Below are 19963 nucleotides of genomic sequence, written 5' to 3'. Positions count from 1 at the left end.
ATTGCTTATGGTTATATAATACCCGTCTCCCCCAATCCAAACCCTTTTTTTGTATTAAAATTAGATGACGAATTTAACTAAAATGCAACAGAGTACAATTATTTATTCTCTCGCTCAATTTCATTTTCAAGATTTTTTAAAACTTCGGCTTGTACTTTATTGATTGCTGATTCTGTGTCGCTATTTTTAGGAAATAATTCATTTCGTTTATTCGGATTGAGGTTTATTTTTCCGAAAATAACCGCTGTCGGGACATAATAGTCATCTTCTGAATCTTTTTGCAACAACAACAGATATTTTTCTTCTTTTTCCATTTTTGTATAGCCAGCGATATGGTATGTCGTATTCGTTTTGGCATCGTAACCTTCATTTTCATAAACAGATATTGTCATTTCTTTTGCTAAGTTGTCATCCGTTTCGTTTTTTAAAACTTGGGCTATTTTAAAAGTAGACATTCTATATACACCTATCACAGCATCATCTGAAGCTCGCTCTATTATTGAATCTCCGCGTTTTTCTAGTTGACCTGTTACGATGACAGTACTAGCGTTTTCTAATTCATCCCCACTCTCATAACCGTCCATTTTAGCTTCTGCCACTACTTCGGTGAATGGTTTTGGTGTCATCTGTTGATAAACTAAAAATCCTCCAATAATCAATAGGAAAGCTGCAACCACAGTGCTGAAAATCCATCTTCTTTTATTCATAAAAAGTTCCTCCTAGTTGTCATCATCTCTCTTAATTTAAATAGTACACTTTTTTTATCAAAATTAAAACACTTGAAACAATAGACTTAAAGCCTAGCGTTCCAAGTGTTTTTTCATCTAAACATTACGATTCCTTATGATTTTTATACCATTCTTCTGCTTTCGAAGTGGCAATTGGGATAGCGCGGCTTTCTGAGTAGCCATCTTTTAATAGGGCATTGCCGATTTCAATAGCTTTTTCGCGTTCGGTCTTTCTTAGATTTTTCCACGAATCCGGATAATCATTTTTTGTCCACGGCACGAACTTTCACCTCGCTTTTAATTAATAGGAGCTCCGCCGGTAATTCCGTATACTTGGCCCGTTGTATAACTTGCTTCATCTGATGCTAGTAGCACATAAGCGCTCGCAAGTTCTGCGGGTTGCCCTGCTCGTCCAAGTGGCTGATCTTGACCAAATGCAGGAATACTATCTTGTGGTTGTCCCCCAGAAATTTGCAGCGCCGTCCAAATTGGTCCTGGTGCAACCGCATTAATTCGAATACCTTTTTCCCCTAGTTGTGCCGCTAAACTTTTAGTAAGCGAAATTAAACTACTTTTTGTCATTGCATAGTCAACAAGGTGAGCGCTTGGTTTAACGCCTTGAATGGAGGACGTTAAAATGATACTTGCCCCTGCTTTTAAGTAATTAAGTGCTTCTTGAATTGCGAACACAACGGAGAAGACGTTCACTTCAAATGTGTCACGTAATTGTTCAGCTGGAAGTTTTTGAATATCTAATTGATATTGCTGTAGTCCAGCGTTTAGCACTAGAATATCTAGTCCACCTAACTCGTTATATGCTTTTTTTACTAAATCTTTCGCTAAACCTTCTTTTCTTAAATCACCTGGTAATAAGACACATTTCTGTCCAGCTTCCTCAACAATCGCTTTAACTTCCTGTGCATCTACTTCTTCATCCGGATGATAATTTATCGCGACATCAGCACCTTCTCTAGCATAGGCAATTACCGCAGCTCGACCTATTCCCGAGTCGCCTCCTGTTACAAAGGCTTTTTTCCCGGTTAATTTATTCGCGCCTTGATAACTTGATTCGCCCGTATCTGGAACAGGCGTCATTTTACTTTGCAAACCAGGATAATCCTGGCGTTGCTTTTCAAATTTTCCTGTATGGTATTTGTTTAATGGATTTTCTTTATTCATCATAAAAACCTCCTATATTTTTGCAACGTAACCCATGACTAAGTAGGCTACGAAAATTATTAAAATGGCCAATATAAGTATCCACCAAATATTAGCGCCAAGTTTTCGCTTCACTTTTTTATTTCCCATTTTCACTACCCCCATTACTTAATGTCTTCCCTCCAGTTTTACGCTAAAACGTTTAACATCAAATTGAAAAAGAATTGTAGTAAACATGAAAAAAAGAGAACGGAAATCCGCTCTCTTTTTGAAAAAATCGCTATTAACTTCGAAGTCCTCGCCCTTTACTAATTAAATACCAACAAATCGAGTAAAGAACGGCACTAAATACAACAAGAATGGATAGAGAAATTGCTACTGGTACATCTGTAACACCTAGGAAACCGTAGCGGAATCCGGAAATCATATAGACAATCGGGTTCACTTTAGAAATCGCTTGCCAGATTGGCGGTAACATCGAAATCGCGTAGAATACGCCGCCTAGATACGTTAACGGTTGTAAGACAAAAGTTGGGACAATGGATACATCGTCAAATGATCTAGCGAAAATCCCGTTAATAAGTCCCGCGAGTGAAAATAAAATCGCCGTCATTAAGAAGGTAATAATACCAATCGTCCACGAATGAATGTGAATCGGCACAAACACCATCGAAATAAGCGTGACAAGTGCTCCAACTAAAACACTTCTACCAATCCCACCAATCAAAAAGCCCCAAATAATAATATGCGTTGGCACCGGCGCAACAAGAATTTCTTCAATGTTTTTCTGAAACTTTTGCGAGAAAAAGGAAGACGATACATTGGCGTAAGAACTAGTAATGACGGACATCATAATCAGCCCCGGCACAATGTACTCCATATAAGAAAAGCCATTCATTTCCCCAATGCGGCTACCAATCATTTTCCCGAAAATAATAAAGTAAAGCGAAGTCGTGATAACTGGCGGCACGAGTGTTTGTACCCAAATTCGCATATAGCGATTCGTTTCTTTCGCAGCTAGACTTTTTAAAGCTGTATAATATAGATTAAACATGTTTCTCCCCCACTTGATGTTTTTCTTCTGTAATTTTCAAGAATAGTTCTTCCAGGCGATTCGATTTATTACGCATCGAAAGCACTTTAATACCGTGTTCGCTTAATTGCTCAAAGATATGGTTAACTCCCTGATTACGTTCCACTTCCACAGACAAAGTTTGCTTATCTTCAAACACATGATTATAACCCGTAATTTCGAAAGCTTCTTCATACGGTTCTAAATCAAAAATAAACGTTTCAAATTGCAATTTAGAAAGTAGTGATTTCATGCTGGTATTCTCAATTAACTCCCCAGATTGAATAATACCGATATTACGACAAAGCATCTCTGCTTCTTCTAAGTAATGCGTCGTCAAAATAATCGTCGTACCGCTTTCGTTCAACTCTCTTAAAAACGTCCACATCTCACGTCTAAGTTCAATGTCGACACCAGCAGTCGGTTCATCTAAAATAAGCAGCTTCGGTTCATGCATGAGAGCCCGCGCAATCATCAAGCGGCGTTTCATCCCGCCCGAAAGCATCCGCGCACGTTCATTCCGTTTCTCCCACAAATTCGATTGTTTTAAATATTTTTCGCTACGTTTGATAGCTTCCTTACGAGAAACACCGTAATAGCCAGCTTGGTTAACAACGATTTGCTGAACCGTTTCGAACGGATTAAAGTTAAACTCTTGCGGAACTAGTCCGATTTGCTGTTTTGCCCGGACAATATCTGTATCGAGATCATAGCCAAATACGCTTACTTGACCAGATGTTTTATTGACTAGTGAAGTAATAATACCAATCGTCGTTGATTTCCCGGCACCATTAGGACCAAGCAGTGCATAAAAATCTCCTTCTTCTACCGTTAAATCCACACCGCGTAACGCTTCGACCCCAGTGGAATAAATTTTTCTTAACCCTTTTATTTCAAGTGCATAAGTCATGTAATTGCTGTCTCCTTATAAATTATGATTCCTTTATTTTAGCACTTATTTGCCAATAAGAAAAAACAATCGTCTTTTCACTGAAATGAACGCGAAAAGACGATTATTTTGATTTAATATCTACTCATCGTTCTTCTTGATACTCCTAAAATTAGCAAGAACCAACCAACGACAAAGCAAACACCACCGATAGGCGTAATCGCACCTAAAATGGATACTTTAGAAATACTTAACACATACAAACTACCCGAGAAAAAGACAATTCCGACCGAAAATAAAATCGCTGCCCATGTGTAAAGCCGACTAGCTTGTTTTTCCATCAATAGCCCTACAACTAAAATGCCTCCTGCGTGAAACATTTGGTACTGAACGCCGGTTTCCCAAGTACTCGCATAACTTCCAAGTACGTCTTTTAAAGCATGTGCCCCAAAAGCCCCTAGTAAAACTGCCAGCCCTGCAAAAATGGCTCCCGTAATAATTGTTTTTTTCATAGTTACCCCCTAAAAATCAAGCAACGAGTCTCCGTTCGCGCCGTCTTCTAACTCTATTTTCTTCCCGTCCATACTTGCAATTTGCGCCGGTTCTGCTGACTGAATAGCAATCGGTTCTACAGCCGCAGTTGTCTCATCGCCTGTTTTTGCAAGCTGAACAAGCAGCATCAAACCATGCAAATGCTTATCTTGACTCGCTTTTGTGGTTGCTGCTTTTGCTTTCGCTAATTCGTTTTCCATTTGTTCAAAAATCTTTGAATCTGCAATAATCATTTTTCCTCAACCTCAATTGTTTTAATAACGCGTGCTGGGTTGCCGGCAAGAACGACATTATCGGGGAAGCTTTTCGTTACAACTGCGCCTGAAGCAACCACGACATTATTTCCAAGCTTAACCCCCGGATTAATAATTGCCCGACCACCAATCCAAACATTATCGCCAATTTCAACTGGTTTACCAAGCTCTAGCCCACTATTACGTTCTACTGGATCAAGCGGATGCGTTGCCGTATAAATATGAACTCCAGGCGCCATCATACAATTATCACCAATATGTACTTCGCAAACATCTAAAATAACACAATCAAAATTAGCATAAAAATTTTCGCCTACATATATATTAGAACCGTAATCAACACGAAAATCAGGTTCCACATATACATTCTCTTTTGTTCCGCCGAATAGGCGCTTCAGCACGCTTGCACGGGACTCTGAATCCATCGCATCGTTAATCTCTCTGCAGAACTTACGTGCACGATTTCTTCCGTGTGCGAGCTCTCTGTCGCTAGGATCATACATTTCTCCTGCAATCATCTTTTCTAGTTCTGTTTTCATCCTGACACATCCTATCCACGTTTTATTCTTATTCATTATAACCAAATGAATCACAGAAATATAGTAAAGTAATCGCTCCACCTAAAAAACTACGCGCAGCTACCTTTTGTGCATTTTTCTTAAAAAAATGATATTCTAGTGGAGTAGGTAAAATTGGGGAGGAATTTAATATTATGATTAAAGTTATTGCTTCAGACATGGATGGCACACTACTTAACTCTGATATCGAGATTGCACAAGAAAACGTCGAGGCAATCGAAAAAGCCCGCGCCAAAGGAATTCATTTCGTTCTTTGCACCGGACGTATGTATGACGATGCAATGGGGTTAATTAATAAAGCTAATTTATATGCACCAGCAATTTGTATGAATGGTGCGGAAATCCGCGATGAACACGGCAAAATAATTTTGCAACATCCGATCGATAGAAACCTAGCAAGAAACACTTACAACACGCTGACTGAATTAGGTATGTATACCGAATTTTTCACTGACATGGGCCCAATCACAACAGACAAAGCTCGTGGCAAAGAATTTATGATTGAAATGCACAAACGCATCCACCCAGACGTTCCCGCAGAAACCATTATGGACAAAGTAGAAGAACGTTTTGAATCGAAGGACGTTCACGAAATTCCAGATGTAGAACGTATTTTAGGCAATAAAGATTTAACCATTCTAAAATTCATTTCCTTCTCTTCTGATAAAGACATTCTTGCAAAAGCCAAACAAAAACTAGAAAAAGATTCCGAACTATCCGTTACATCTTCCTTCTCTGATAATATTGAAATCACTCACCGCGAAGCACAAAAAGGTATTTCTTTACAATATTACGTAGAAAAATTAGGCGTAACACTTGATGAAACTTTTGCAATTGGAGATAATATGAATGATATTTCGATGTTAAAAATGGCTGGTTATAGTGTAGCTATGGGTAACGGCGAAGAAGAAGTCAAAGACCTTGCAGAACACGTAACCCTTTCGAATGATGAGCACGGCGTTGCAGCAGCCATCTATAAAATGTTAGAAACAAATGACTAAAGTTTATTTATAGGAGGAAACACGAATGACAATCAAAAAAACATTAACTATTGCAGGTTCTGATTCAAGTGGTGGTGCTGGTTTACAAGCAGACTTAAAAACGTTTGAAGAATACGGCACTTATGGTTTTAGCGCAATCACAACAATCGTAACAATGGATCCAGATAACAACTGGGCGCACGGCGTTACTCCAATTGATGCGCAACTTGTTCGCGAACAATTAAAAACAATCCTTTCTGGTGGTCCTGTTGACGCAATGAAAACAGGTATGCTCGGTTCAATTGACATCATTAAAGCTACACGCGAAGCCATCGACAAATATGATTTAAAAAATGTCGTAATCGATCCCGTTATGGTTTGTAAAGGCGAAGACGAATTAATCCAACCAGAAAACGCGGAAGCTATCCGTGACCTACTGCTTCCAAAAGCAACAATCACAACACCAAACCTATTCGAAGCAGGTCAATTATCCGGTCTTGGCAAATTAACTACATTAGATGATATGAAAAAAGCAGCGAAAAAAATCATCGAATTAGGTGCTAAATACGTAGTTATCAAAGGCGGAAAAGCCCTAGAAAGCGACAAAGCAATTGACCTACTATATGATGGCAAAGAATTTACTATCTATGAAGTAGAAAAAATCTCTCCAAGCCACAATCACGGCGCTGGCTGTACTTTCGCAGCAGCAATCACAGCTGGACTTGCAAAAGGTTTAACGGTTGAAGAAGCAGTCGCAAAAGCAAAAGACTTTGTCACTGCAGCTATCAAAGGTGGATTTGCACTAAACGAATTCATCGGTCCTGTTTGGCATGGCGCTTATAATAAAGCAGAAAATAGATAATACGAAAACCGTCCACTGTTTGGGCGGTTTTTTATTATAATAAAAGTTAGGAGATGAGTTCAATGAAAGTAAGTAAATCATTTGAAGCGTTCGCGAAAGAAGCTCCCGAAGTACACTCTGCCTGGATGGAAACCGTACATAAACTAGATGCCGCAAGTAAACTCGATAAAAAAACAGAAGAACTAGCATACATTGCTGTCATGGCCGCCACTCGCCTAGAAAGCGGACTCCCTTTCCATGTGAAAATGGCAAAGACAAACGGTGCGACGCGTGATGAGATTATTAGCGCCGTTCTCGTTGGTCTACCGGCTGTAGGAAATACTGTTATAAGCGCCCTACCTGTTGCCTTAGAAGCATATGATGAAGTTTAATAAATAACTTCAAAAAATAGACTGTAGATAAAATGATTTCTCACTTTGTCTACAGTCTGAAATCGCTCAAATACTGGGCGTTTTTTTATTTTACTTTTCTAGTTTTACGAAGGAATACAAATAATCCCCCTAACAAAAGCATACCCAAGCCCAGTAACAAGCTACTTTCCAACACGTTATCTCCCGTTTTAGGAAGAGATTCTTTTGGTTGTGTTGTTACTTTGTTAGAAGTACTTTCTTGTGTGGTTACTTTTTCTTCCTTTGGACCACTTGCTTGTGTTTGCGCCTTTTCTTTCACCGTACTGCTGCTATTATCATCTGTTGTCGCAGTATTATCCGTCGAGTAGTTGTCATCATTTGTATCCGCTGAATTGTCAGGAGCCGGTGTGACATCTGTATCCTCATTTTTTTCATAAACATACGTAACCGTTTGTGCCTCTTTACTAAAGACTCCTGTTGCATTATTAGGTGTTTCCTTTAAAGTCCAACCATCAATTGTTTTTGCTTCTGAAGTATAGTTATCATCCACATCACCACTCAACGTTTCTACAGATGCTAATTCGTTTCCTGCTGTGTCAACGTATTTTACAGTAATATCCGCTCCAACTTCTACTTTCTTAAATGGTACTTGCAAATCAACTTGATCGCCATCTTGCTCAAAAGTGACTAATTTACTTAGATTTTCTTGATACATTGCTTCATCAAATTTATATCCTTCGAAATTTCGTGAAATAAAATCTAAATCAAAATTCGCTGGTGTTAGCCCAACTGCCTCTTCAAATTGAGCGGCATCTATATCGCCGTTCATGTAGTCTACCATGTAATGTAACAAATCATTCCATAAAAGAGTAGGCGCATCAGGCGTATTTCTTAAATCTTTGTAAGTCGTATTTTTTGCTAAATCGCCGAATGTTACTGTGTCTGTTGGGACACCATCTGGGTAGGCATAACTTAAGTCTAATGAGGACTTAAGTTCCCGGCGGCTACCATCAGGAGTATAGAATGAAATACCGACCGTTCCTTTATTTACTTCACTTTTCGTTTTTGAGTAGATGTACGTAACTGTCTGATTTGTTTCAGCAAACTGACCATTTTGATTGCTAGGAAGTTTTGTTTCGTCTACTTCATATCCATCAATCGTTTTTGGTTCAGAGGTATAGGCTGTATTTAAATCACCCGTTTTCACTGTATCCTCTGCTAATTTATTTCCATCACCATCTACATATTGGATAGTTGTTTTAGATTTTGTGTTTACAGAATAACTGTAAACTCCACCGTTACCTGCCCCGTCGTAATATTCAAGGCTAATGCTTCCTGTTCCAGCTTTTGTCGGTGCTCCTGAAAGTGTTATGTCTGCATATTGATAGTGCGTACCGTCTTCACTTAGCGGTCCGTATTTCACGTCATAACTAATTCCGTCCATATTGGATAATGTTACTTTCACGTCAGAAATATAGCTACCCCATTCATTGTTTGGTAATGCTTGATCTTGAAGATGTATCGTTTTGGTAATTGCTTCCCCTACCGTTTGTTCTAAATCACTGGTAGCAGCTAAGGTTTGCTTGTTAACGGATATTTTTGGCGCAGCAGCTTCTTTTTTCACCTGTTCTTCTCCATTTACACTCGTTGCGAAAACTTGGAATGGTGCCTGGAAAACTAAAGCCGTACCGAGAAGTAAGGCTCCTACTTTACCTAATTTCATTTTTTTTGCCCCTTCAACTTTACAATTTCAAGTTATCTAAATGATGTAATTATCGTATAGGTCTCACTTGATTTGTAAAGTATATCAAAGGCGAAGAGGACAAATATGTGTAAAATCCACTCCATACTATCAATCATGTGTCGTTTTTTCGAATTATTAATTTTGCCAGTAATTGCGGCTTTTTTGTTCTACAACCAATCTACATTCTCGCTATTTGTGAATCGCGAAATGCGGACAAGTATTTGATTACCATTCATTTTGATTTGTCCTTTTCTTTCTAAATTTTGAAGGTATTTGTATAAACTTTTCCTCGAAATATCACTATAAAGCGCCAATTTATTCTTATTAATATAATGAGGCAGTAGATAAAACTCATTTTTTACTTCTAATTCTAAACTTTGGCATAGCTGCTGTAATGAATAAGCCAATCGGTCCTCTGATTTAAGGTCATTCTTCATTAACTCAAACATAAAACTCGCGGCATTATCCATAATTGCTCGCACTAATTTTTCAGAATAAGCAGGTTGGTTTGTTGCATAATTAAGGAAAAACTCACGGTGCAGTAAAACAATGTGAGCAGGTGTTTCAGCAACTAGTCTTAGTTTATTTTGTACTCTTAATTCATATGGAGATTGATATATGACGTTATTCTCCCTAAAATAATGCAGAATTTGTTGATGTTCATTTTCCATACGCAAGACACCTTCTAAAACTAAAATAAAATGCGCCTCTAATTTTTGTATTTCAAATACTTCCGATATGTTTAGTTCTTCTCTAACAATCCAAACTTTTTCTGGGGTATTATGTTCTAGCTCGCCTATCAAAGTTGACCAGTCGTCCATTTGTTTCACCACCATCAAGTTTATGTTTTCCTAACCGCGTTCCTATTTTGTTACTATACCCTTTTATCCATGAAAAAATCGTTTCTAAAAATAAGCCCTAGAATGCGAATGATTCAAATTGGCAATTTATATCTACTCTAGCGGTTTTAAGCTACAATCGGCAAAAAAACCGCAAGTGACTTCACTTGCGGTTTTTGTCTATTTTCTTCTAAGCAAATACCAAGCGCCTAAACAAAAAATCCCACTCAATATAGTTTTTGTATTCGTATCTCCTGTTTTTGGTAGTTTTTCTTTCTTAATAACTACTTTTTCTTTAGTATCTGGTTTTGGAGTGGATTCAGGCTTTTCTTCAATTACTACTGGTATTGCTTTAGCGTCTACTATATGCACAGTGAATTGCACAGAATTAGCAGAAATGCCATCTTCATTTACTGCATTTAAAGTAACGGTATAGCTTCCTGTTTTTTTCCATTTTACTTTTACCTGACTATCAGAAGTTAATACCGAACCGTCACTTGAACGAGCATGGACATCTTTTAATAGCTCTCTTTCGTCTTTAATTACAGAAGAATCATAGGTTATTTCAGGATCTACCGTGATTATTGGTGCTGGACTTTTTAAAATGCGGACGACAAATGTTTTCGATTCCGCTGCTACGCCGTCTTCATTTATCGCGTTTAACGTAACTTCATAATCGCCTGGCACGCCCCATTTTACTTTGTCATTCATATCAGAAACAAGCGGTGAACCATCATTTGTTTGCGCATTTACTTCTTGAAGGAGTTCAGCTTCCGTTTTAGTTATTGTTTTCGGATAGGTTATTTCAGGATCTACCGTGATTATTGGTGCTGGGCTTTTTAAAATGCGGACGATAAATGTTTTCGATTCCGCTGCCACGCCGTCTTCATTTACCGCGTTCAAAGTAACCTCGTAATCGCCTGGCACGCCCCATTTTACTTTATCGTTAATGTTAGAAGTTATCGTCGAACCGTCATTTGTTCGCGCATTTACTTCATTTAGTAATGTGCTCTCCTCTTTCGTCACTGTTTTATCGTAGATTATTTCCGGGTCTACCGTTATGACTGGTGCGGGATTTTTGGAAATTTTAATCGTTACAGGAACAGGATCCGCTGCTTGATTATCCTCATTCACCGCGGTTATAAGAACTAGGTAATCCCCCGGAACACCCCATTTCACATTCGTTAAATCACAGTCTATATCAGCTGGAATATCTGTTTTTGCTTCCACATCTTCCAAAAACTCTTCCATGGTCCTATTCACTGTTTTACTATATTCGATTTCAGGAAGCGCGCTAATGACAGGTTTTTGGAGAGCTTTTATTTTGTATAAAACATCATTCTGATAACCACGCTTTATTTGAATACTTAAATTATCCGCTGTTTCAGATAGTTTATTAGGAGAAGTTACCTCTAATAATTTATATTTATTAGTATCCAAAAGGGTATCATAGGCGTGTTTATCCACGTTTTGGACGGAATTGTGTAAAAAAGGTTCCGCTATTTCAAATTTACCATCTTGATTGACTTTCCCTGGTGTTGTTACAGTACTATAATTATCAAAAGTAACTGGATTGCCTAACTCATCCTCAAAGCGCGTCGTTACTTTCCCAAAAAAGGTAGCTGTCATTTGCGTAACAGCATTATTCACTGGATAGAATTCCAGAGACTTTGTAGCTGATGATACGGAAGAAAGACTAACTAAGTACGGATCTGTTGTTCCAGGTTTCCCGTCCACATTCGTATCAATATCAAAACTAACACGAGTTTTAGTAGAAATCCCTTTGAACGGAATAGTACAATTCATTTGGAAAATAGGACCGCCTACAAATGGAGTTCCAACATCGTATGTAATCGTTCCGTAATCCACCCCGGCTACACCAACTCTATAAATCTCCTTCGCTTCATCCCAAACTTCAATTTTAATATTTTGCACATTTCCAAGTGGAATTCGTTTTTCAAAAAGCGGATACGATACCAAAATTTCTGTTTCGTAATTCACTTTACTACTCGGCTTTTCATACACTAAAATCGCATGGTATAAATCGCCACTTATTTTAGAAAAATCGCTAATTCCAACTGGCGGCCAGTCATCTGCCATATTTACGTTCCATTCCACACTGCTCGTCCCAATGTTTTTAAAGTTTTTTGCAGCGCCACTATAGGAAAGATTAATAACGTTTTTATCGCCATGCGCTGGCATCACCTGTATTTTAAAACTCGCATCAAAGCTGTTTATAAAAAAAGACTCTGAATCTTCTGTAAAAACAAAGTGCAATGTTGGTGATCCATTAATTTTTTCTACAGTAACTTTACCAACTACTTGTTCATTAGTTACCGCTGTTGGGTCAATATCCACTTTCAAATCATAGGCTTTCTCTGTATAGAGTAAGGCATCAGATGATAAAGTAATATTAAAATAGTCCCCTTTTTGGAAAGAATTCCCTCCAAAAGCTACTTCTAAAAAATAATTTAGTTTTTCATTATAGTTTTCCTTCGCCGTTACATTTTTTCCATTTGAATTATAAAAACTGACAGATTTAATAAGATCATCTCGCTTATTATTACCGCCTGCTTTTGCGGACCAATCTACTGGCACTAAAATTATCGAACAAATTACACTAAGTGCGATAACAATATGTAAAATCTTCTTCAATTACATCTCCTCCTTTGTAGTATGGTTTGACCTGTCCCAAGCCCTCCTGTGTTTTCTTGCGTATCTCTGCACCTAACTAAAAACCATTATATCTACTTAGAACTCCCAATTAGTCCATTAATATAAGCGATTACAGACTAAATGTGACTAAAAATTGTCAAAAAGCATTTAATAGAAAATATTTCTTACTAAAAAAAACAACCGTTCTCTTAATTTTAGATAGAGAACGGTTGTTTTCTTTACTACGATATAAATAATTTCACTTTGAGCATAGTATTCAATTTTTAATTGGCGGGTTTTCAAAGACATTAATTGCTTCTGTTAAGATAGATAATTCTTCTTCTAATAGCGCCCGTTGTTTTTTTAGTTCCTGCGCTTGCAAGATATTTAAGATTTCGTTCGATTCAATATTGTCATCATTATTAAATTTTTTTATCCATTTTCCAAAAGTTGAATTAGGGACACTAAATTCCTGACAGATACTATGCTTCGTTTTCCCTCTGCGATATAAAGCAACCAAACTTTTTTTGAAATTCTCGTCATATTTTGCTTTAGCCATAAAACTTCCTTCTTTCTATTGTTAAATATCATAAAAAAAGATGCAAATATATCTGTTATTTCATTTCTAATATATCAAGTTTTCCTAACATTTTTTCATAAAGTCCTAAAAATAGGACTTCTTCCGCCAAATTTTCTATGCTACGATTTAAAAGTAAAATGGCTGTTAAACTCCTTGCAACACCTCTTAGATGCAGCCCACATCTAAATTATGAAACAAAAGGAGTAACTTGAATGGTCGGGTATGGAAAAACAGTGAGAGATATTCGCACTTCTAAAGGAATACATCAAAAAGATTTATACGATAATATCATTTCCAAATCCTTCGCTATCGAATTTGAAAAAGGAAAGCACGACATCACACTAACCTTATTTGAAAAAATTTTAAAACGGATGAATATGGACTTGGACGAGTTCTTTTATATCCATAGAGAATTGTCAGTATCAGCTGAAAAAAATTATTTATGCATGAATCAAGAACGCGGAAATATATATGATCTTGCGAGTTTGGAACTATTATATAACGAGCTTTCTAAACATAATGGCGAATTAGTGGAGGTCTGGAAAGCATTTGTTCGTTCGCGAATTAAATTGGTCGAACATCTCTTTAAATATCATGAATTTACAGTAGACGTCATTACACCTAAAGATAAATGCACGATTCAAAAGTATTTATTTTCGATTGATACGTGGACACTTGAAGAACTTAAGATTTGCGCTAACTCCATCTACTTTTTTGAAGAAGATTTACAAATTCAATTTTTAAACCAGGTCATTAAGGCCATTCACTCTTATAAAAACTACGACCGTGCCAGACGTGTTTTATGTACCCTTTTAATTAATACGATTGAAATGTTTATTTCGCGCGGTCAACTATCCTCTGCTAGTAAACTCATCATCCTATTAGACTCTTTATGTCTGTATAACGAAAGCGCCTTTTACCGGAATATCTCCCATTTTTTAAAAGGGTTAGTAAAAATGCAAAATAATCATATCCAAGAAGGATACAACCAAGCAAAAAAAGCCATTCAAATTATGAATGACCTCCGTTTTGAAGAGATTGCTTATTTATATGAAATTTTGTTGGATCAGTTTATCAGAATAAAAGGTATAGATATTGTTAAGAGCTAGCTTTCTAGCAGCCAAGATTCATTCATACTTTTGTCTTTCCCAAAATGTTTTCCGTGAACATCAATGACTGAGTGCCATTCTTTACATAGTTTATGTGGAATATTCTCTATTATTGGCATAAATTCATCGCGCATTTGTGCATAAGTTGTATATTCACCAAAACCCAACCTAGTAAATAGTCGTCTGGCATATAAGTCAGCAATAAACACATTCCGCTCAAAAATATACAGCAACATTGCATCCGCCGTTTCTTCCCCGACACCCTTTATGCCTAACAACTCTTTTCGTAAAGCTTCCGTTGAATACGTCTGAAACTTATCTAAACTAGCTCCGTGACCATAGAACCACTCAGCAAGTGCTTTAATATAGATACTTTTTTGTTTATAAAAACCCGCTGGATAGATTAATTCTTCCAATTTCGCTTTATCCATTTCAATTAAGCTATCTAAATCTAAATATGGTGCAAGGTTCGCTAATGCTTGTTTGGCATTTTTCTCTGTCGTACGCTGGATTAATATCATCGAAAGCCAATCAGCCAGACGATTATCCGCTTCCCACCAATCTTGATAACCATAATGCTCCACTAAATTATTTAAAACTAACACTTTTTGTTCGTTTACATTCACCTTGCATCACCTCAAAAAGGAATCAAAAAACAGTTATTCTCCTTAACCAATCATCCGAAAATCGTTTCGATTCCCAGTCATATCAACCATCAATTCAAATAGCATTTTGCTATTATCTGGCTTATTCTGAACGATTACTTGCATAAAATAATCATGCACCATAAATGTATAGCCATGCTCTTTCGACGTAATCGCGTAGCCTTCTAAATCATTTTCTGAGACAAACAGCCAGCGCCACTCATACTTTTCACGCACTGCCTCTCCGTACAAAGAGCCTAAAATATAACCAAGCTCTTCTGCTAAATCAGGGTCTGGCGAGGTATTTTTTAAGTACTCAGTAATTTTCTCGATGCGTTCTTCTGGAGTTCCGTCCGTTTGGAGCATTACTTCGCCTTCTTCTTTTAAACGGACAATTTCAGCTTCTTCCGCTTTCGTTAGTTCTCGTGCAATAATCGACATTAGAAACACCCTTTCCCCACCCATTATAACTCAAAAGCTCAATCTTTCGCATCCGATATGTTCGTCATGTATAATGAAAGAAGTACAGCAATTTTTATATTTAGGGGGCTATTTTTTTCATGGAACAAAATAAAGAAAAACTCACAAAACCGACATCAGAAAAAAACTATTTTTGGCCGATAATGATTATTTCATTTGTCGCGGTTGTGGTTATTTTACTACTCTTCTTCTCACCAATCGGGTATCAAGGAGCAGTGCATTTCGACATTACTATCTTCCCGCGAATGAACGCCATCTTTAATAGTTTTACCTTTGTATTTTTAGTTATTGCACTTTGGGCGATTATAAAAAAGAAAAACATTAAAATGCACCGTGGCTTCATTTTAGCAGCATTTACATCTACATTATTCTTCTTAGTAACTTACTTAACATTCCATTATCTTTCAGCAGAAACTTCTACATTTGGCGGAACTGGAATTATCCGTCCTATCTACTTCTTCATTTTAATTACACATAGTTTCTTAGCAGCAATCGTTGTTCCACTAGCGCTATTTGCACTTGTTTGGGGCTGGACGATGCAAATTGAGAAACACAAAAAAATCGTTCGCTGGACGATGCCGATTTGGCTATATGTCAGCTTAACTGGCGTACTCGTTTACTTATTTATGGCACCGTATTATTAAACAAAAAAGCATCGAATGAGCGCTTATTTTTTATGTTTTAAGAATCTCTCTCAGAAAACATCGAAAAAGCCATGTAAATTAACATGGCTTTTTTGATGTTAAAAGCTTTTACCACTTAACAATTCTATTTTATTTCCAATAATTTTTAAAATGATCCTCAAATCCATTTTCTTCAAATAGATTTGAAAAAATTAATTTTAATTCTGCAGGTGTTTCTGTGAATTGTTCATGTGTCAAGTCATCAATAGAATGAGAGCCCACATCAAAGAGCTTCTTATATATCGCATTCTCTCGATAAAAATCATCTGTATTTAAGTTGTTGAATTTCACAAAAGTTTCAATTATTCTTCGCATTGAGTTTAGGATTGCATACCTAAGATTACGTTCACATAGTTCGCTTAATTCTATCCACAGTCCTGCATAATTCGTTTTAATATCTTCCTTCTCATTTTTTATTAATCTGAATTTTTTATTTTCAATTCTAAAAAAATTACTTTTATCATACTTTGTTCTACCTTTACTGTCTTTATGATTTCCGTGGGGCTGTACATTTAGATAGAAGTGTACATTGTGAGTTAGGCAAAGGAAGTAATCTTTTTCATGATTAAACTTATTTTTATCAATTCCAGAATAAAGCTTTTGTAACTCTGTTATTATTAAATATTGCATAGTATCATCATTTGAATTCATAGGGTCATCGAAAATAATTATCTTAGGTTTATTTTTTTGATTTTCAATATCTTCAAGAGAGTATATAAAGTATAAAAATGCAATTATATTCTTCTCTCCCGTTGAGATTTTATTTATACTACGAACTTCATTTTCTCCATCTTGAATTTCGTATCTTTCAAATCCATCATTCTCTATTTTTTTAAGTTGTAGATCATCCTTACCTGCTTTTTTCAATCTTTCGTTTATTAATTGTGCAATTTTCGATGTATCTTTTTGCTGATTTTTCAATTCTTGAATTTCTTTATTTTTCTCTTCAATTTCTTGGTTAATTTTTGTTAAATCAGGAATTTGTAATTTTAAATTGTTTAATTCATTTTTTTCAACATTAAAGTTAAATTTCTCACATTCAATACTAATTAAATGGTACTTAATACTCTCTTTAGCAATCTTAATATTATTATTTAAATTTTCACCAAAAATATTATTTTCTCGTATTAGTTCATTAATTTTTATTTGTAAATTTGTAATTTGAGGGATTTCTAGTTCTAAAATATTAAAAATTTTAGTAATATCTTCTTTCTTTTCATTTATTGCATTCAGCAGATTTTCAAGGAATCTATTAATCTCATTTTCTTTTTCTAAAATTATATTATTTATTTCTTCAACATCAAATTTAGCATAAAATTCTTGCTGTTTTATTTTCTGGAATGTGATTTTTTCAATTTCAATGCTTAAAACTTCTTCTTCTAATTTCTGATATCCTTCATTAAAATGTTGGTTTAATTTATTCATTCTATCCCTGGTTAACTTATTTCCACAAAATAAACAATCATCATTTTCTTCGTGAAGATTTAAACCTTTCCTCGCAAACTTCTCTTTCTCAGAAGTATTTAGCTCGTTACACTTTTGAGGAATTTCAACTGTCTTGACTAAAATATCATTTACTAAATTAAGAATCTCTTTCAAGTTAGGAATATCAAAAAAGTAATCAACAACTGGATTCTTAGGCGTTTCCTTAATTATGCTATTTAATTCTTCTACATTTTCAATTCTTTTGCTTTTATTTATGTCGTCTTTAAACTTACGCTTATTATAATTAGGATCAATCTGATATTGAGTATTTCGTTTGATTGATTTTGCAGCAACTGAGTACCAATTATCTATTTTACTTTCTTGAAAGTTATGTTTTTCCTTAGCTTTTAAATATATATTATTCTTTATCTTTTTCTCATCATTTAACGCTTCTAGCTCTCTATTCAATATTGGTAATTTATCTTCAATAACCTTATTTCCAGCACTCAATGCAATCGCATTTAAGTTATTATTTTCTCCTATGACACTATCGAACCCCTGAAAAATTTGCACATCAAATTTTTCTTCTTGGTTGTTAGCTAGAACGTATTCTCCATCTTCTTTAACTTCTACTAGTTCGTAGTTTGAGTTCATTTCAGTTTGATAAAGGTGTTTTTGCATTTTTATCAAATCGCAAAGTGTTGATTTTCCAGAACCGTTTTTTCCAAATATAAAGTTTTTCCTTTTAAATTCAATGTTATCTTCTTGAAAAACATTCTTCCTAGTTGCTAGTTCAATTTTCATCTGCCTATCTCCATTCATCAAATCTTTTTTTCTTTATTTATTTTCCAATTATAAAAATTTTGTTTCGCTTTACTTCATTTAAATTTATTCTTGTTCTATTTAAATTACTTGAATTTTTTTATAACTCGATATAAAAACAATTCATTAGTCAAACAACCGTTCAAAATTATTTATCATATCCTTTCTATTATTTAATATTGTTTACTAATGGCAAGAACAATTTATATACAAAATAGTCACTAAAAGCAAGAATTAATTTAAATGTTATATCTTTATGTTCATACTATCACAATGATAAAAATATGCAATTAACAAGTCATAATTTTTTGCAAGTTTCATATCTAAGGTTATTAATTAAAAAAGTGAGTATTTATTAGATACTCACTAAGGCTAAAATTATTTAATAATATTCATAACCATTCGATGCTTATTTTTTTACAGAAAAACTTTTCGTGATGACTTTTTCTTCCACGACAACCCCGTGAAGTTCTCCGCCAAAAACCGCGCCACCATCTATATCGAGCCTCGTTTTATCTTCCGAAACCCAAATACCAGAACTTTCATCAATATGTAAATTTTGTACCGGGGTATGCCCGAAAATAAAGACTTTCCCGGTTTTATTCTGTCCAAATAAGAAAGGTTCGCGAATCCAGAAAAAATCACGCTCCTCGGTATCGTGCCAATCTTTTTTCGTCAAATCTACGCCTGCATGTACAAATACATATTTGCCTTCTTCATAATAGAGTGGCAAGTTCCGGATGAAATCAATGAGTTCAGCAGCTTCTTCTTTTACCCGTTCGGCAAGTCCCTCCGGCGTCATTTTTTTGTCAAGCGAGTCCGCGATTAAGGATTGAATTGTTTCCATACCGCCTTGACTTAAATAATAATGCATTTTCCCAGAAGGGTTTTCGAGAAAATCTAGTAACATTTGTTCGTGATTTCCTTTTAAGACAATCGCTCCCGTTTGGTCGGCTAATGCTTTCACTCTTCTAAGTACTGCAGCTGGGTTTTCGCCGCGGTCAATCAAATCCCCTACAAACAAAAGCCGTTCTTGCTCTTTATCCCAGTTTTCGAGTAATTCATCTAAAAGCGTAATCTCTCCGTGTACATCTCCTACAGCAAAAATTGGCTTCATGCTTATACCTCCAGATCTACGTAAAAGAAACGCCCCTCTGCAAAATAAACAAATGGACGCTTTTTTCTTATTCGGTTTTGCTTTCTGCTTTTTTGATTTTCTTCTCTACTTCGGCAATTTCGTGACGTAATGCACTTAATCTAACCTCCGCTGCATTGATTGGTCCATTTTGGAGTTGTGGGTCTTCAAACTCTCGTGTTTCACTGATTACCTCTTGATATGTTTGTCGCAATTCAATCAATTGATCTTCTAGTTCTCTTAAATTCTCATGGGCCATACGCGCCACCTCCAAATTAATCATACTACACAATTTTACTTTTCCCCATTAAATAGAAATATAATCCTTTTTTTAGCATTTTTTTGTAACACTTCTTATTACTGTATTAGTCCTAGAAAATGTGCTATTTTAAAGGTAGGTATTTTTGCTATTATACTTAAAAAT

General features: G+C 35.8%; 22 protein-coding genes. 5 read left to right on the top strand and 17 right to left on the bottom strand.

Features of this window, described 5'->3' with window-relative positions; translation table 11 throughout:
* Positions 1-98: 98 nt before the first annotated feature.
* From GL301_RS03565 to GL301_RS03530, 8 genes are all read right to left on the bottom strand, one after another.
* Positions 99-707 carry a hypothetical protein gene (locus GL301_RS03565; protein WP_003731029.1) on the bottom strand — a complete coding sequence of 203 codons (609 nt, stop codon included), beginning with the start codon at positions 705-707 and terminating at the stop codon, positions 99-101.
* Between the two features lie 124 nt (positions 708-831).
* On the bottom strand, positions 832-1008 hold the full coding sequence (locus GL301_RS03560; protein ID WP_003724412.1) for a DUF2188 domain-containing protein: 177 nt from the start codon (positions 1006-1008) through the stop codon (positions 832-834).
* A gap of 17 nt (positions 1009-1025) precedes the next feature.
* Complete coding sequence (locus GL301_RS03555; protein ID WP_012681154.1) at positions 1026-1910, bottom strand: SDR family oxidoreductase; 885 nt, start codon at positions 1908-1910, stop codon at positions 1026-1028.
* A gap of 259 nt (positions 1911-2169) precedes the next feature.
* Positions 2170-2940 carry an ABC transporter permease gene (locus GL301_RS03550; RefSeq protein WP_003727213.1) on the bottom strand — a complete coding sequence of 257 codons (771 nt, stop codon included), beginning with the start codon at positions 2938-2940 and terminating at the stop codon, positions 2170-2172.
* Entirely contained in the window at positions 2933-3868 is a 936-nt protein-coding gene (locus tag GL301_RS03545; RefSeq protein ID WP_003724409.1) for an ABC transporter ATP-binding protein, read from the bottom strand. The genes GL301_RS03550 and GL301_RS03545 overlap by 8 nt, the downstream gene beginning before the upstream one ends.
* A gap of 113 nt (positions 3869-3981) precedes the next feature.
* Positions 3982-4359 carry a DUF423 domain-containing protein gene (locus GL301_RS03540; protein WP_003724408.1) on the bottom strand — a complete coding sequence of 126 codons (378 nt, stop codon included), beginning with the start codon at positions 4357-4359 and terminating at the stop codon, positions 3982-3984.
* A gap of 9 nt (positions 4360-4368) precedes the next feature.
* A complete protein-coding gene (locus GL301_RS03535) occupies positions 4369-4632 on the bottom strand; it encodes a DUF5327 family protein (RefSeq protein WP_003724407.1) in 264 nt (87 codons plus the stop codon).
* Positions 4629-5192, bottom strand: a complete 564-nt coding sequence (locus GL301_RS03530; RefSeq protein ID WP_003727215.1) for a maltose acetyltransferase domain-containing protein — start codon at positions 5190-5192, stop codon at positions 4629-4631. The genes GL301_RS03535 and GL301_RS03530 overlap by 4 nt, the downstream gene beginning before the upstream one ends.
* Before the next feature lie 173 nt (positions 5193-5365).
* Between GL301_RS03530 and GL301_RS03525 the strand changes: the two genes are divergently transcribed.
* The 3 genes from GL301_RS03525 to GL301_RS03515 all read left to right on the top strand — a co-directional run bounded on the left by GL301_RS03525 (position 5366) and on the right by GL301_RS03515 (position 7444).
* Positions 5366-6232 carry a Cof-type HAD-IIB family hydrolase gene (locus tag GL301_RS03525; protein ID WP_003721781.1) on the top strand — a complete coding sequence of 289 codons (867 nt, stop codon included), beginning with the start codon at positions 5366-5368 and terminating at the stop codon, positions 6230-6232.
* Positions 6233-6257: 25 nt separating this feature from the next.
* Positions 6258-7073 carry a pyridoxine/pyridoxal/pyridoxamine kinase gene (pdxK, locus tag GL301_RS03520; protein WP_003724405.1) on the top strand — a complete coding sequence of 272 codons (816 nt, stop codon included), beginning with the start codon at positions 6258-6260 and terminating at the stop codon, positions 7071-7073.
* A 62-nt stretch (positions 7074-7135) separates the two neighbouring features.
* Complete coding sequence (locus GL301_RS03515; protein WP_003724404.1) at positions 7136-7444, top strand: carboxymuconolactone decarboxylase family protein; 309 nt, start codon at positions 7136-7138, stop codon at positions 7442-7444.
* Between the two features lie 85 nt (positions 7445-7529).
* Here GL301_RS03515 and GL301_RS03510 read toward each other — a convergent pair whose 3' ends face one another.
* The 4 genes from GL301_RS03510 to GL301_RS03495 form a co-directional block, all read right to left on the bottom strand.
* Entirely contained in the window at positions 7530-9146 is a 1617-nt protein-coding gene (locus GL301_RS03510) for a MucBP domain-containing protein (protein ID WP_010958785.1), read from the bottom strand.
* A gap of 188 nt (positions 9147-9334) precedes the next feature.
* The gene (locus GL301_RS03505; protein ID WP_003724402.1) at positions 9335-9988 is read right to left on the bottom strand and encodes a Crp/Fnr family transcriptional regulator; all 654 of its coding nucleotides are present in this window, start codon (positions 9986-9988) and stop codon (positions 9335-9337) included.
* 198 nt (positions 9989-10186) lie between these two features.
* Positions 10187-12661, bottom strand: a complete 2475-nt coding sequence (locus GL301_RS03500; RefSeq protein WP_010958783.1) for a LapB repeat-containing protein — start codon at positions 12659-12661, stop codon at positions 10187-10189.
* Positions 12662-12938: 277 nt separating this feature from the next.
* The gene (locus tag GL301_RS03495) at positions 12939-13220 is read right to left on the bottom strand and encodes a helix-turn-helix domain-containing protein (protein WP_003724400.1); all 282 of its coding nucleotides are present in this window, start codon (positions 13218-13220) and stop codon (positions 12939-12941) included.
* A 233-nt stretch (positions 13221-13453) separates the two neighbouring features.
* Here GL301_RS03495 and GL301_RS03490 point away from each other — a divergent pair, with 233 nt between their 5' ends.
* The gene (locus tag GL301_RS03490) at positions 13454-14350 is read left to right on the top strand and encodes an Rgg/GadR/MutR family transcriptional regulator (RefSeq protein ID WP_003727220.1); all 897 of its coding nucleotides are present in this window, start codon (positions 13454-13456) and stop codon (positions 14348-14350) included.
* Here the strand turns inward: GL301_RS03490 and GL301_RS03485 are convergent.
* Both GL301_RS03485 and GL301_RS03480 read right to left on the bottom strand, forming a co-directional pair.
* Entirely contained in the window at positions 14347-14976 is a 630-nt protein-coding gene (locus GL301_RS03485) for an endonuclease III domain-containing protein (RefSeq protein ID WP_003734445.1), read from the bottom strand. The genes GL301_RS03490 and GL301_RS03485 overlap by 4 nt on opposite strands.
* Before the next feature lie 42 nt (positions 14977-15018).
* Positions 15019-15435 carry a hypothetical protein gene (locus GL301_RS03480; protein WP_003731023.1) on the bottom strand — a complete coding sequence of 139 codons (417 nt, stop codon included), beginning with the start codon at positions 15433-15435 and terminating at the stop codon, positions 15019-15021.
* A 119-nt stretch (positions 15436-15554) separates the two neighbouring features.
* Between GL301_RS03480 and GL301_RS03475 the strand changes: the two genes are divergently transcribed.
* Positions 15555-16118: a DUF420 domain-containing protein gene (locus tag GL301_RS03475; RefSeq protein ID WP_003724396.1), complete on the top strand. Its 564-nt coding sequence runs from the start codon at positions 15555-15557 to the stop codon at positions 16116-16118.
* Positions 16119-16247: 129 nt separating this feature from the next.
* Here GL301_RS03475 and GL301_RS03470 read toward each other — a convergent pair whose 3' ends face one another.
* The 3 genes from GL301_RS03470 to GL301_RS03460 form a co-directional block, all read right to left on the bottom strand.
* The gene (locus GL301_RS03470) at positions 16248-18386 is read right to left on the bottom strand and encodes an AAA family ATPase (protein WP_010958782.1); all 2139 of its coding nucleotides are present in this window, start codon (positions 18384-18386) and stop codon (positions 16248-16250) included.
* A gap of 427 nt (positions 18387-18813) precedes the next feature.
* A complete protein-coding gene (locus GL301_RS03465) occupies positions 18814-19521 on the bottom strand; it encodes a metallophosphoesterase family protein (RefSeq protein ID WP_003727224.1) in 708 nt (235 codons plus the stop codon).
* A gap of 67 nt (positions 19522-19588) precedes the next feature.
* Positions 19589-19798 (bottom strand): Lmo0654 family protein, encoded by a 210-nt coding sequence (locus tag GL301_RS03460; protein ID WP_003721771.1) that lies wholly within the window; start codon positions 19796-19798, stop codon positions 19589-19591.
* Positions 19799-19963 lie beyond the last annotated feature (165 nt).

The organism is Listeria sp. LM90SB2 (assembly GCF_028867355.1).
Lineage (GTDB): Bacteria > Bacillota > Bacilli > Lactobacillales > Listeriaceae > Listeria > Listeria monocytogenes_B.
This window is presented reverse-complemented; position numbering and strand designations above follow the sequence as displayed.

What these genes read in the sequence shown, in the direction of transcription:
- GL301_RS03565 (WP_003731029.1), bottom strand. Translation starts at nt 707, where the DNA reads ATGAATAAAAGAAGATGGATTTTCAGCACTGTGGTTGCAGCTTTCCTA.
- GL301_RS03555 (WP_012681154.1), bottom strand. Translation starts at nt 1,910, where the DNA reads ATGATGAATAAAGAAAATCCATTAAACAAATACCATACAGGAAAATTT.
- GL301_RS03550 (WP_003727213.1), bottom strand. Translation starts at nt 2,940, where the DNA reads ATGTTTAATCTATATTATACAGCTTTAAAAAGTCTAGCTGCGAAAGAA.
- GL301_RS03545 (WP_003724409.1), bottom strand. Translation starts at nt 3,868, where the DNA reads ATGACTTATGCACTTGAAATAAAAGGGTTAAGAAAAATTTATTCCACT.
- GL301_RS03540 (WP_003724408.1), bottom strand. Translation starts at nt 4,359, where the DNA reads ATGAAAAAAACAATTATTACGGGAGCCATTTTTGCAGGGCTGGCAGTT.
- GL301_RS03535 (WP_003724407.1), bottom strand. Translation starts at nt 4,632, where the DNA reads ATGATTATTGCAGATTCAAAGATTTTTGAACAAATGGAAAACGAATTA.
- GL301_RS03530 (WP_003727215.1), bottom strand. Translation starts at nt 5,192, where the DNA reads ATGAAAACAGAACTAGAAAAGATGATTGCAGGAGAAATGTATGATCCT.
- GL301_RS03525 (WP_003721781.1), top strand. Translation starts at nt 5,366, where the DNA reads ATGATTAAAGTTATTGCTTCAGACATGGATGGCACACTACTTAACTCT.
- pdxK (WP_003724405.1), top strand. Translation starts at nt 6,258, where the DNA reads ATGACAATCAAAAAAACATTAACTATTGCAGGTTCTGATTCAAGTGGT.
- GL301_RS03515 (WP_003724404.1), top strand. Translation starts at nt 7,136, where the DNA reads ATGAAAGTAAGTAAATCATTTGAAGCGTTCGCGAAAGAAGCTCCCGAA.
- GL301_RS03510 (WP_010958785.1), bottom strand. Translation starts at nt 9,146, where the DNA reads ATGAAATTAGGTAAAGTAGGAGCCTTACTTCTCGGTACGGCTTTAGTT.
- GL301_RS03505 (WP_003724402.1), bottom strand. Translation starts at nt 9,988, where the DNA reads ATGGACGACTGGTCAACTTTGATAGGCGAGCTAGAACATAATACCCCA.
- GL301_RS03495 (WP_003724400.1), bottom strand. Translation starts at nt 13,220, where the DNA reads ATGGCTAAAGCAAAATATGACGAGAATTTCAAAAAAAGTTTGGTTGCT.
- GL301_RS03490 (WP_003727220.1), top strand. Translation starts at nt 13,454, where the DNA reads ATGGTCGGGTATGGAAAAACAGTGAGAGATATTCGCACTTCTAAAGGA.
- GL301_RS03480 (WP_003731023.1), bottom strand. Translation starts at nt 15,435, where the DNA reads ATGTCGATTATTGCACGAGAACTAACGAAAGCGGAAGAAGCTGAAATT.
- GL301_RS03475 (WP_003724396.1), top strand. Translation starts at nt 15,555, where the DNA reads ATGGAACAAAATAAAGAAAAACTCACAAAACCGACATCAGAAAAAAAC.
- GL301_RS03470 (WP_010958782.1), bottom strand. Translation starts at nt 18,386, where the DNA reads ATGAAAATTGAACTAGCAACTAGGAAGAATGTTTTTCAAGAAGATAAC.
- GL301_RS03465 (WP_003727224.1), bottom strand. Translation starts at nt 19,521, where the DNA reads ATGAAGCCAATTTTTGCTGTAGGAGATGTACACGGAGAGATTACGCTT.
- GL301_RS03460 (WP_003721771.1), bottom strand. Translation starts at nt 19,798, where the DNA reads ATGGCCCATGAGAATTTAAGAGAACTAGAAGATCAATTGATTGAATTG.